14 protein-coding genes are annotated in these 12,081 nt (G+C 47.2%); 2 read left to right on the plus strand and 12 right to left on the minus strand.

The window, feature by feature from the left end:
* Positions 1-171: 171 nt before the first annotated feature.
* From AAKU61_RS13955 to AAKU61_RS13965, 3 genes are all read right to left on the minus strand, one after another.
* Entirely contained in the window at positions 172-1,401 is a 1,230-nt protein-coding gene (locus AAKU61_RS13955) for an acyl-CoA dehydrogenase (protein ID WP_354333141.1), read from the minus strand.
* A 78-nt stretch (positions 1,402-1,479) separates the two neighbouring features.
* Positions 1,480-2,244 (minus strand): SDR family oxidoreductase, encoded by a 765-nt coding sequence (locus AAKU61_RS13960; protein ID WP_354333143.1) that lies wholly within the window; start codon positions 2,242-2,244, stop codon positions 1,480-1,482.
* Positions 2,245-2,253: 9 nt separating this feature from the next.
* Positions 2,254-2,988 (minus strand): histidine phosphatase family protein, encoded by a 735-nt coding sequence (locus AAKU61_RS13965; protein ID WP_354333145.1) that lies wholly within the window; start codon positions 2,986-2,988, stop codon positions 2,254-2,256.
* 231 nt (positions 2,989-3,219) lie between these two features.
* Between AAKU61_RS13965 and AAKU61_RS13970 the strand changes: the two genes are divergently transcribed.
* A complete protein-coding gene (locus tag AAKU61_RS13970) occupies positions 3,220-4,134 on the plus strand; it encodes a LysR family transcriptional regulator (RefSeq protein ID WP_322119570.1) in 915 nt (304 codons plus the stop codon).
* 19 nt (positions 4,135-4,153) lie between these two features.
* Here AAKU61_RS13970 and AAKU61_RS13975 read toward each other — a convergent pair whose 3' ends face one another.
* The 7 genes from AAKU61_RS13975 to rpsP form a co-directional block, all read right to left on the minus strand.
* Positions 4,154-4,483 (minus strand): DUF3579 domain-containing protein, encoded by a 330-nt coding sequence (locus AAKU61_RS13975; protein WP_354333147.1) that lies wholly within the window; start codon positions 4,481-4,483, stop codon positions 4,154-4,156.
* Between the two features lie 251 nt (positions 4,484-4,734).
* The gene (locus AAKU61_RS13980) at positions 4,735-5,685 is read right to left on the minus strand and encodes a CobD/CbiB family protein (protein ID WP_354333149.1); all 951 of its coding nucleotides are present in this window, start codon (positions 5,683-5,685) and stop codon (positions 4,735-4,737) included.
* Between the two features lie 167 nt (positions 5,686-5,852).
* Complete coding sequence (locus tag AAKU61_RS13985; RefSeq protein ID WP_354333151.1) at positions 5,853-6,518, minus strand: CoA pyrophosphatase; 666 nt, start codon at positions 6,516-6,518, stop codon at positions 5,853-5,855.
* A 127-nt stretch (positions 6,519-6,645) separates the two neighbouring features.
* On the minus strand, positions 6,646-7,026 hold the full coding sequence (gene rplS, locus AAKU61_RS13990; protein WP_322119574.1) for a 50S ribosomal protein L19: 381 nt from the start codon (positions 7,024-7,026) through the stop codon (positions 6,646-6,648).
* A 125-nt stretch (positions 7,027-7,151) separates the two neighbouring features.
* Entirely contained in the window at positions 7,152-7,910 is a 759-nt protein-coding gene (gene trmD / locus AAKU61_RS13995; protein WP_354333153.1) for a tRNA (guanosine(37)-N1)-methyltransferase TrmD, read from the minus strand.
* Positions 7,911-7,951: 41 nt separating this feature from the next.
* The gene (gene rimM / locus AAKU61_RS14000) at positions 7,952-8,509 is read right to left on the minus strand and encodes a ribosome maturation factor RimM (RefSeq protein WP_354333155.1); all 558 of its coding nucleotides are present in this window, start codon (positions 8,507-8,509) and stop codon (positions 7,952-7,954) included.
* Positions 8,510-8,526: 17 nt separating this feature from the next.
* Positions 8,527-8,778 (minus strand): 30S ribosomal protein S16, encoded by a 252-nt coding sequence (gene rpsP / locus AAKU61_RS14005; RefSeq protein ID WP_110255824.1) that lies wholly within the window; start codon positions 8,776-8,778, stop codon positions 8,527-8,529.
* A gap of 215 nt (positions 8,779-8,993) precedes the next feature.
* On the opposite strand from rpsP, the gene AAKU61_RS14010 reads away from it, so the two are divergent.
* Positions 8,994-9,410, plus strand: coding sequence for a TM2 domain-containing protein (locus AAKU61_RS14010; RefSeq protein WP_354333157.1), 417 nt, complete (start codon positions 8,994-8,996; stop codon positions 9,408-9,410).
* A gap of 394 nt (positions 9,411-9,804) precedes the next feature.
* On the opposite strand, the gene tnpC is transcribed toward AAKU61_RS14010, so the two are convergent.
* Together tnpC and tnpB are read right to left on the minus strand one after the other, a co-directional pair.
* Positions 9,805-11,367, minus strand: a complete 1,563-nt coding sequence (gene tnpC / locus AAKU61_RS14015; RefSeq protein ID WP_354333159.1) for an IS66 family transposase — start codon at positions 11,365-11,367, stop codon at positions 9,805-9,807.
* Between the two features lie 80 nt (positions 11,368-11,447).
* Positions 11,448-11,786 carry an IS66 family insertion sequence element accessory protein TnpB gene (gene tnpB / locus AAKU61_RS14020; RefSeq protein WP_322118917.1) on the minus strand — a complete coding sequence of 113 codons (339 nt, stop codon included), beginning with the start codon at positions 11,784-11,786 and terminating at the stop codon, positions 11,448-11,450.
* Positions 11,787-12,081 lie beyond the last annotated feature (295 nt).

Consider the following 12,081-nt stretch of genomic DNA (forward strand, 5'->3'; position numbering starts at 1 on the left):
TACACCTAGTCGTGACATTTTTGCGTAAGTCTTGATTGAGATAAATAACACGTTCTATGATGCAAAAATCCCTGATAGCCTCAACAAGAATTTGAGAGACTTCAGGGTTGATTTTAGAAACCGAAACTAGGATTCAATTCTAAGATTCAATTTAATGTGTTTTAGTGCTTATTAGTTCGCATTGGTCTTATATTTTTTCAATTCCATCTTACCAATCTGATTGCGATGTACTTCATCCGGACCATCGGCTAGACGTAAAGTACGCGCTTGTGCATAAGAATAAGCGAGGCCAAAATCGTTAGAGACACCGCCACCGCCATGCGCTTGTATTGCCCAGTCAATCACGGTGCAAGCCATGTTAGGCGCTGCGACTTTGATCATGGCGATTTCTTTCGCTGCGGCTTTATTGCCAACGGTGTCCATCATTTGTGCGGCATTTAATACCAGCAGACGAGCTTGATCAATCAGGATACGGCTATTGGCGATGCGCTCTAATGTCACACCCTGCTCTGCCACTGGCTTGCCAAAAGCAACCCGTGTCAACGAGCGTTTGCACATATCTTCCAGCGCACGTTCAGCCAGACCGATCAGGCGCATACAGTGGTGGATACGACCAGGGCCAAGACGACCTTGGGCAATTTCAAAACCACGACCTTCGCCTAACAAAATATTCGATGCTGGCACACGAACGTTCTCAAATAACACTTCGCCATGACCATGGGGCGCATCGTCATAACCAAATACAGGCAAGGCACGCAGGATCGTTACACCTTTGGTGTCACGCGGCACAATGATCATGGATTGCTGTTTATGCCGGTCAGCATTATCAGGATCGCTCTTACCCATAAAAATAAATACTTTGCAGCGCGGATCATTAGCACCAGAGGACCACCATTTGCGACCATTAATCACGTACTCATCACCATCCCGCACGATCGACGCTTCGATGTTAGTGGCGTCTGATGAGGCAACAGCTGGCTCTGTCATCGCAAAGCAAGAACGGATCTCGCCATTTAACAAAGGCTTCAGCCATTTTTCTTGGTGCTCTGGCGTGCCGTAGCGGGCAAATACTTCCATATTGCCGGTGTCCGGCGCCGCGCAATTAAACACTTCCGCTGACCATAAAGAACGCCCCATAATTTCGCACAGCGGTGCGTATTCCAGGTTGCTCAAACCTGCGCCATGACTGGATTCGGGCAAGAACAAATTCCACAAATCGGCTGCGCGTGCTTTGACTTTTAATTCTTCTACAATCTTGGTCGGAATCCACGGATCACCGGCCTTGCGGTTGGCCGCAATCTCGCCATAGAAATTAGCTTCGTTGGGATAAATATGAGCATCCATAAACGCGATTAAACGCGCTTGTAATGCTTTAACTTTGGGGCTGTATTGAAAATCCATGTTCTACCTTTAAGGAAAAATTTGATCGACCCGATTTGATTGACTTTTCGATTCAATCTGATGAGTTTTATATCGCTATTAATTGACTAAATAACCGCCATCGACATTGATGCAAGCGCCCGTTGTGTAGCTAGATGCGGCCGAGGCGAGATATAAAACGGTACCTGCCATTTCACTTGGCTCTGCAATCCTTTTCATGGGGATGCGGTTCAATGCTTTTTCTAAAATGACAGGGTTATGGAATAAGGCGGAGGCAAACTTGGTATCTGTGGCACCTGGCAGTAAGGCATTCACGCGTACACCCATTGCGGCGCACTCCAGCGCGAAGGATTTCGTCATCGCAATCACTGCTGCTTTGGTAATCGAATAGATACCTTGCATGCCGCCAGGGACGACACCATTAACCGAGGCGACGTTGATGATGCTGCCACCACCATTTTTCGCCATCAATTTGACACCCGCAGAAGACATGAAAAAGTAGCCGCGAATATTGACATCAACGGTCTTTTGAAAGGCCCCCAGATCAGTCTCAGTAATGTGTCCAAAATGTGGATTGGTCGCAGCATTATTCACGAGAATATCGAGTCTGCCGTGTGCGGCTGCGATGTCAGTAAACAGCGCATCAATCTGCGCCATTTCACCAATGTGGCAGGCGCGTGCCTCGGCTTTGCCACCTGCAGCCTGGATCGCAGCAACCACCGCTTCGCAAGCCTCTGCTTTGCGGCTGGAGACAATCACCGTTGCGCCATGGGCCGCCAGCATTTTGGCGACTTCTTCACCGATGCCACGGCTGGCACCTGTGACCAGTGCGACCTTGCCAGTTAAATCAAACAGATCTGTCATCTCCAACTCCTAAACGTAAGTGATATGACCGGGGTTATTGGATAACTCCAGATGAGAAAAATTATTTAAGTAAGCCAATGCCAAACGTGGCGATTGGCCTTGCGCTAAGGCCGGCTGGACATGGAAACGTGTCACGCCGCTGTTAACCAGCGACCAGTTCAGCTCGGCAAAACGCGGATCGGGGAAACCCAGCACGTGCTGGCACAAAGTGGAAATAGTGCCCCCGGAGGTAAAGATCACAATATTTTTTGCGGGATCGGGATACGTTAATTGACGCTCCAGCGCTGCGATACAGCGTTGACGAAACTCTGCCCATGATTCGGTATATTCAGCGTCATATAGGCCCGTCATCCAACGCGCAATCGCCTCGTGAAAAATAGTTTGAAACGCTTGTTTGGCGTTTGGCGTCATCAAAAAACGCTTGACTGCGGAAGGGTCATCAAACGCGGGAACATGCCGCGCCAAAACCTCGTGATGGTTATATTCGTTGAAGCCAGCATCCTCTTGCCATGCATCTGTATTGAGTGCATCAGCAGCCACGTTCTGCACAGCAGCTATGCAGGCTTTGGCAGTCTGTTGATGACGTAGCAACTTGCCAGTGACGACGCGTGACACCTCCAGATCGCGAGCGCGCCACCATTGACCAAGCTGCACGGCTTGCGCTACGCCTAGCTCGGATAATTGATCGTAATTTTGACTACCGAAAGAAGCTTGTCCGTGACGTACCAGATAAATCTGTCCCATTGCTTGTCCCGTTTAATTGTCCAACTTGAATTTAAGTGCCTGGCTGAGTTGATTGATTTCATGACTGACTGAAATGTTCGCCTAGGTAGATGAACTTATTGAATGAACTTATTCAACGTATTTATTCAATCAACTCAGTCGATCAACCTGCCGAATTAACTTTGTGAATCATGGTAAAGCTTGCGCTACAATCTATCAAATGAATAGTTATAATTAAATTACATTAATTTTATGCATATATCTAAAGTTGATTTGAATTTGTTTTCTGTATTTGAAGCGATCTACACAGAAGGCAGCGTAACGCGTGCCAGTCAAAAACTATATCTGACGCAGCCAGCGATTAGTCATGCACTGAATCGCTTGCGCAATCTGTTCGATGATCCGCTATTTGTAAGGCAAGGACATGCAATGGTTTCAACGCCATTGGCGCGTAGCATCATAGAACCAGTGCGATTGGCTCTGCGCGGACTGGAGGTCACTTTGTCGGACGCTGGTCGATTTGATCCCGCTATTGCGAGCAAACAATTTACGCTGGCGTTGCGCGATGTGCTGGAATCGACCGTGCTACCACCACTACTCACCAGCATCACCCAGCAAGCACCAACGATTGATCTGGCGGCAATACAAGTTGAACGCAGGGAACTAGTCAGCGAACTAGCGGCAGGCACAGTAGATGCTGCTATTGATGTGTTATTACCGCTGCCAAACGAGATTCGTCGTCAAAAAATATCGCAAGACACGACAGTGGTGATGGCGCGCAAAGATCATCCGCTGGTACAAGGCAAACTCGATTTAGAGACCTATTTACAAGCAGAACATATTCTGGCAAGTTCGCGCCGCAAAGGGCCTGGGCTGGAGGATTTTGAATTAAGCCGGCTTGGCTTACAACGGCGTATTCGCTTGCGCTGCCAGCATTATTTCGCTGCATGCAGGGTCACCAGTCAGACCGATTTATTGCTGACAATGCCAGAGGCTTATGCCCGGATTGCGAACGAACAGTTCGGAAATCAGATTTTTCCTTTACCGCTGCCGATGCCATCTTGGGACGTGTATTTATACTGGCATCAGAATGTAGAAAATGATGCTGCAAATCGCTGGTTACGGGAACAGATCACCTTAGCTTTTCAAGCGTCGATGATGGCGTGAGATTTTTAAAAATCGGGGATTATTTGATAGGATCAGGCAACAAACAAGCATCAATGATTTGCAAATCATTGTCTTTGGCAAAGCTCACCACAAAATGATATGCCAGCGGCTCTATCTCACGAATCGCCTCATTCACGACGACCGAACGCACACCATTAAGCAAAATCGGGCGAACATAAGGTGAGTATTGCAAATGTGCATTTCTGCCAGCGTCAGGACGAAAACAGGACATGGCACCGCACAGGCGTTCTGCCCAGTCGCTTGGCCGAAACTGCTTGCCGTCGCTGGTAAGACCCTGGATAAAAAACTCGCGTACCGGAGTTGAATTGTTTTTGTCGGAATCGGCCATGTGGGCGGCTCGTTGCTAGAGGGTTAACTTGGGCACGCTTTTGATGTGCCTAGCTTTTAAAATACATCAATATTATATCTTATAGAAGACTTGATTTAAAAACCGCCTAAAGATAAAAATCGGGACATCTGTTACACCTCAATTATTCTCCTTACTATAGTGCATTTTTATCGCGAGTAAAGAGTAAAAAACCCACATCAACATCATGTGGGTTTTTTAATTTTCAATTTAACCTGATTTAAATATCCAGATCACAACCAAACTGCAAACGATAACAGCAGCAAGAGCAGCATCCATAATAATAAAGCGCGCCAAACCAGACCAACAGCGCTTTGTAGCGATCTTGGCGATGCCTCTGCACCGGGCTGACTTTCAATATCCAGGCTATCAATATCGACCGCACTAGCGTCTGCGCTCAATACCATCGCTTTTGCTTCCGGATCCCCTAATCGAACACCTAATGCGCCACCGCCGGCAGATAAAATGATGCCGACCAACTCATCTGACCATCGATCAGCATAATTACGCCAGGAATACACAGCGTCCTCAAAATTACCGACGACGGCAAAAGCAACTGCAGTTAAATGAGCTGGTACCCAATCAATCCAATAAAAAATTTTAGTCGCATATAGACCAAACTCTTCTTTACGCATGTGTTCTGGCTCGTTCCAGGCACGAGCCAGATATTCAGCAACACGATACATGACCGCACAGGCAGGGCCAACTGGCATTAAAAACCAAAAGAACACGCCAAAAACATTGCGATGAGTAGCGATTAACGAGCGCTCTACAGCGAGTCTGGAGATTTCGGAGATGTCCATATCGGAGGTATCTAAGTGCGTCCACTCAGCGAGGTAGGCACGCGCGGCAGCTTCATCGCCCGAGCTTAACGCGAGCTGAATAGACGTAAAGTAGTGGCTATAGCGACGAAAGCCGAGCGTCAGATAAACGATAACAATATTCCATGCCAAAGCAGCAAAAGGGCTGAGACGTAAGCATAGCCAATAGATCAAAGCCGTCGGCAGCGTAAGCGCAACGACTAAAATCCACCAGCCCAAACGACCGTGCTTAGCCTTACCCGCATTACACCAAGCTTCTATCTTTACTGCTAAATTTTGTACTTGCAAATAAATCGGATTATCCACCCGCAGAGGTTTCAATTGCTCGATCAGTAAGGCACAAAGTATGGAAATGAATGTCATGGTTGGGTAAGTTTATAGCGTTTCCAGCTAGAAACGGATTTGCAAATGCAACAAGTGTAAACTGATTTACTCAGATTATGAAGTTCCTGATTATTTTTCTAATAAGCCGACTGTTGTTCATGCTTTGCCATATTCAGTTTCATTGAGAAACTTATTGAAAAACAAAATCAAGCGCGCAGCAGATGAAACAAGTTGCGCAACATACCAGCAGTTGCACCCCAGATAAAATGCTGTTGGTATGGTATCGCATAAAAAACGCGTTGCCCCTGCCCATTTGGCAAATCAAACGCACGACGCTGATAATTTTGACCATCCATCAAAAATGATAATGGCACTTCAAACAAAGAAGCAACCTCAGATGCATCAATTTTCAACTCAAACGGGGGCTGTATTAATGCCACTACAGGCGTTACCTGATAACCAGTTCCAGTACGATATTCCGGCAAAATACCAATTACATCAATGTGCTTGCGATGCAAACCAACCTCCTCCTCAGCTTCGCGCAGAGCAGTTTCTACAACCGAGCCATCACTATCCTCACATCGTCCGCCAGGAAAACTGATTTGCCCTGCATGATCATTTAAATGAGCGGCCCGATGCGTCAGCAGCAATGTCAAACCTTGATCTCGCATGACTAAGGGGATCAATACTGATGCGGGTTTAAAAGAGGTGATCGTAGAAAGTAAATGCTCATCAGCCAACTCTGGAGTCCAAGTTGGAGGTTGCAAAAAATGTTGTCGCAGCCAGTCTGCAGATAAGCGGGATGCAGGAACCGCCGCCTCCGTCGCTAGCGATTGGACGGGTAAATCCTCAGGATTAAACTTAAGCTTCACACAAATATCCTCTGATGGCATGAAACACCAACAAATCACAAGCTTTGCTGCATGTCTTTCATCTCTATAAAACAAAAAAGGGACGCCGAAGGCATCCCTTTCTTTCAACGCATCTAAGCAAATATTACTATGCTTTAGCAGCGACGACCTTGCGAGCAGGCAATTTTTCTTTAATACGAGCAGATTTACCTGAACGTTCACGCAGGTAGTACAACTTAGCGCGACGTACGTCACCACGACGTTTAACTTCGATCGAAGCGATCAGCGGAGAATACAATTGGAATGTACGCTCAACGCCTTCACCAGATGAAATCTTACGAACGATGAAGTTAGAATTCAAACCACGGTTACGACGAGAAATAACAACGCCTTCGTAAGCCTGAGCACGCTTGCGTGTGCCTTCAACTACGTTAACGCTGACAACGACTGTGTCACCAGGTGCGAAGTCTGGAATACTTTTACCGAGGCGCGCAATTTCTTCTGCCTCTAATTTTTGGATCAGATCCATTTTTTTACTCCGGATACCATCTTGCTGACGCTAAATACAACAATGCTCAGTAGAGGATGGGGTTTAACATGTAAGACTAAAAATTATCTAGCCTCACGCTTAGTACCAAATCTTACGATTCGGTTTTACAACAAATTACTTAAAAACTTTTCATCAGCACGACTGAGCAAACCTGCTTCACGTGCTTGCAGTATCAAATCTGGTCGCTTAAGCTGGCTAGCTTCAAGAGATCTTTCACGTCGCCATTTTTCAATTTCAGCGTGATTACCCCCCATCAAAACAGCCGGCACAACCGCATTTTCGAAGATTTCTGGCCTAGTGTAATGCGGACAATCGAGCAAACCATTGACAAAGCTATCCTGTATCGCTGAGGCATCATCGTGCAAAACACCTGGCAATTGTCTGATAACAGAATCCATCAACGCCATGGCTGGAATTTCACCACCGGATAGAACAAAATCGCCAAGGCTAATTTCTTCATCCACATAGCTATCCAACAAACGTTGATCAACTGCCTCATAGCGACCACATAGCAATACAACGCCAGACAATTGCGACAAATCCATCACTCTCCGGTGCGTTAGCGGATGTCCCTGTGGCGACAAATAAATCACCTTAGGAGCAATCGCGTCCGCATTTGCTAAATTGATCTGCCTTGCTTTAGCAGCTTCAATAGCTGCTTGCAACGGCTTGGCCAACATCACCATGCCGGGACCACCGCCATATGGTCTGTCGTCCACAGTACGGTGTTTGTCAGTCGTAAAATCACGTGGATTCCACAAAGACAAAGCACATCGACCTTGCTCAAATGCCCGCCGGGTAACACCAGACTGCGTGAGCGCAGTGAACATTTCAGGGAAAAGTGTAATGACATCAAATTGCATCTAAAATGCCTTCCGATTCCATTAAACGACTCCCATGTTCACTAATAATCTGTACCCCAGTCAACCGTAATTTTGCCAGCCTTTTGATCCACTTCTTTAACAAAGTTCTCAACAAAAGGAATCAGGCGTTCATGTTTAGGCAAATCAATCTCTGGAATATCCGCAGCAGCCACACGCAAAATAGGGTGAGCTCCGTTATCCATCAAATCTCTGACTTGACCCAGATGTTCGCCCTGCAGATTGTGTACCGACAAACCAATCAAATCCAACCAATAGAATTCTCCCTCAGATAAAGCGGGAAAATGACTACGAGGAATTTTGACTGCGGAGCCTTTCAGTCCCTCTGCCGTATTTCTATCCACCACACCGACTAATTTTGCTACAACATCCTCACCATGAATTTTAACTTCCAGGCGATCAACATCATGCAATTCCGGGTGTAGCGGAGAATTCTCTAACCACCAGGTTTTGGCAGTCATTAGTGCATCTGCATCAGAAGAATAAGGACGTATCCTTACCCATCCGTGAATGCCATATGCTCCCGAGATGTAGCCAACTAAGACTAAATCATCAGGAGCACGTACTCCAACTGACGTCATAGACAGAACAACAGCGATTAAGCTGCTGCCTTGCCAGACTGAGCTACCAGACGAGCGACTGCTGGTGACAATTGTGCACCAACACCTTGCCAGTAAGCCAAGCGATCTGCTGCAACACGAACTGTCTCAGCATTGCCAGTTGCTACCGGATTGTAAAAACCGATACGTTCGATGAAACGGCCATCACGACGATTGCGTGAATCTGTTGCAACGATATTGTAAAAAGGGCGCTTTTTTGCGCCACCACGAGCTAAACGAATAACGACCATAATATTTCCAAAAAATGTCTAAACGCGGAAAAAGCCGCAAATTATAGCGTGAACAGCCAAGAAACAGCAAGCACTATCCCACTTTCAGTCGCAGCCAGGTAACACATTCACTGAATATGGCAAAATTACAAAGCATCCTGTAGCAGTAATATCAAAGCAAACAGCACGCTCTTGCTCTAGAATCACGCATTACTTTGCAGGAGCGCATCCACTTAATGAAAACACCACACAAAAACAAAACTCTGAGCACTTTGCTGGCGGCAACCCTAGGCAGCATCGGTGCGCATCGCTTTTACGTTTATGGCAAAAAAGATCTTTGGGGATGGCTACATTTCATCACTTTGCCTTTGTCGTGGTTATTAAGCCACTTCTACTTCGGGTCACCGCTGTTAGTTACTGCTGCGCCTATCGTTCTTTCATTTTTGATTGCGATACTAGAAGCCTTGGTGATCGGCTTAATGCCAGATGAAAAATGGGATGCAAAACACAATATTCATTCGAGTCAAGTCAGTGACTCTAACTGGCCAATCGCATTGATCTTGGTGCTCACACTAGGCGTTGGGGCTTTTGCCTTGATCGCAACGATTGCACGTGCATTTGATCTTCTATATACAGGCGGATCATTCGGCTGAGCACGGCATGAGCTCATCAACGAAAATATATACTCCTATCTTGTATATTCAGATTGTCCATAGAATTATTGGACAATTGCGTATATTTTAAATAAATAATGGGGAGTATATCAAACCCAGATTTTCCATTAGTCCGCTACCACTTCACAGAAACGCAGACGGTATGCGGCGTTCAGAGGGGTAACACCACCACGATTTGAGTGGGAGCGCTGCAGCGACAATTGCACCTTTGACGAACTGCCTGGCGTTGTTACTACTCCTAGCAAGAGGAAGCTTGCGACGTCAAGTCTAGCCGGTCAATCCTTCAAAGGCACACTTGTCACTGTTCCAATAGAAAATCTGGGTTAAATGTAAGCGTCCAACCCCACCATCTTTTCAGAAGGCAGGTACGGTGTTAAGTGCGGAGCGGCAGCAATTCATCAATGCGGCTGTTTGGGCAGGTAGGGAGTTTTTCTAAAGTTTCTTTTAACCAGGCGTACGGCTCAATCTCGTTGGCTTTCGCTGTGGCTAATAACGTTTGAATGGCAGCAGCTCTTTTGCCGGCACGTTCAGAACCAGCGAACAGCCAGTTCTTTTTGCCCAGAGCAATCGGCCTGATCGCATTCTCAATCGGATTGTTATCGATGGGCAGGTGCCCACTGTCGGCATAACGTGTGAATGCTGGCCAGCGTTTTAAACTGTAATCGATCGCCTTCGATAGCGCACTTCCTTCCGCACTGCTTTTGCGTAGTTGAATTAGCCACAGATGCATGGCATCGAGGCGAGGCTTGGCATGCTCTGCTCGCCATCGCTGTCGTTCTTCGATCGAATAATCTTGTGCTTCACTTTCTATCCGGTACAACTCGGCAATCCGTTGCAATGCTTCTTCGGTGACTGGGTGTTGATTGGCGGCATGTAAATCGAAGAATTTACGTCGGGCATGGGCCAGGCATGCCAGTTCTGTGACCCCTGTTTTGAGTAGCTTTTTATAGTCTGCGTAATCGTCAACCATTAAATGTCCCTGCCAATCGGCAAGGAAGTTTTGTGCATGCGCTCCGCTACGATTTGGCTGAAACTCAAATACCACGATGGGTGCATCGGGTTCTAAGTTGTTGCTACGGTACGCCCACAGATAAGCACGCTTCGTTTTGCCTTTACCCGGATCAAGTTGTGGTACCGGTGTTTCATCGGCATGTAAGACGGTGCGTTGTTTCAGTAATTCTATGAGTCGATCAGCTAATGGTTGCAGTGCGACGCCGATGCGGCCTATCCATTCTGCGAGCGTTGATCTGGAGATCGTGACGCCATGACGGGTGCTGATCTGTTCTATCCGATAGAGTGGCAGATGATCCAGATATTTTTGAATCACTACCCACGCATGTAAGCTGGGTGTCGCTAAACCACCGTCAATGATCGCCGCCGGTATTGCTGCAGCGGTGATGGTTTCGCAATGACGGCAGGCATATTGTGGCCGGATATGCCGTTGTACAAAGAACCGTGCTGGTTCAACATCAAGCTGCTCGGTGATATCCTCGCCGATCTTCACTAAGGTATGACCACAAGCACCACATGCGCAAGAATCAGGTTCGTGACGCTGTTCTACACGTGGCAATTCGGCAGGGAGTGGCTTACGTCCGGTTGGCTTTGCTTTGACGCGCGGTGTGGAAGAGAGTTGTTCCAGTTCCGCCTGCATGGCGTTGAGATCGGTTTCTTGCGTCTCATTAAAGAGGTCACGTTGTTGCGCCGTGAAGGCTTCTGATGTGCTGCAGAATTTAATCCGTTTGTGGTACGCCAGTTCTAAAGTAAGTGCCTTGATCTTGGTGTCTTTGAGATGGATTTCCTGGCGTTGCCGGGCAACGAGATCAGCTTGTTCTTGAAGACGCTGTGCTTCTTGTGCCCAGACTACTACCTGTGCGGCCAGTGCTTCGGGCGTGGCCGTGTGGGGATTAAATTGAGTGAGGGCTTTGGCGAGGTCCATGTAGTAAGTTTACATAGACTGGGTGATGTTTACAATCAAAAAAGTGATGTGTCGTCATTTTTTGATGCTATCCGTGCCGATCAGACGTGCCAGTGTGCAGGTGCCGGTGCAGATAATCTTTGCCAGTCAACGCCTTTGATGAGCCAATCCCATTGGTCTTGTGTCATCACCCAGCAGCGATCATCTGCACGAGGCCAGACAAACGCACCACGGTGTAAGCGGCGCTGACAACACCATACGCCAGTACCATCCCAGATGAGCAACTTCAAGCGTGTTTTAGAACGATTGCTAAACGCATAGGCGGTGCCATCGCAAGGCGTCGTACCCAAACTGGTTTGTATCCATTGCGACAAGCTCTCCATGCCACGACGCATGTCCACAGATTCTATGACGCAAAAAATCTGACCGGGTGCCATCATACTAATTGATTGAGTAATTGACCAAGCCAGGTGGTCTGCATATTAGCAGGTAGCGAGAGTTGCCACCCAGAGTCATGGCGTAACACGATGGGCGGCAAATTTGAAGCGGCTGGTGGGCTAGGTTGAACAACAATCGGCGGATTCAAGTACGAAGAGCAACATTGAATAAAAAGTCAAAGGGTCAGATGCGATAGCATTCATGCCTTTTGACCAGCCAGTCGAAAGTTGCCGAATATGCGCTATACACACCTAACCCAAGACGAACGATACCAAATTTACGCACTACGGTTAGAAA

Origin of the sequence: Undibacterium sp. GrIS 1.2 (genome assembly GCF_040544435.1) — a bacterium.
Taxonomy (GTDB): Bacteria; Pseudomonadota; Gammaproteobacteria; order Burkholderiales; family Burkholderiaceae_D; genus Undibacterium.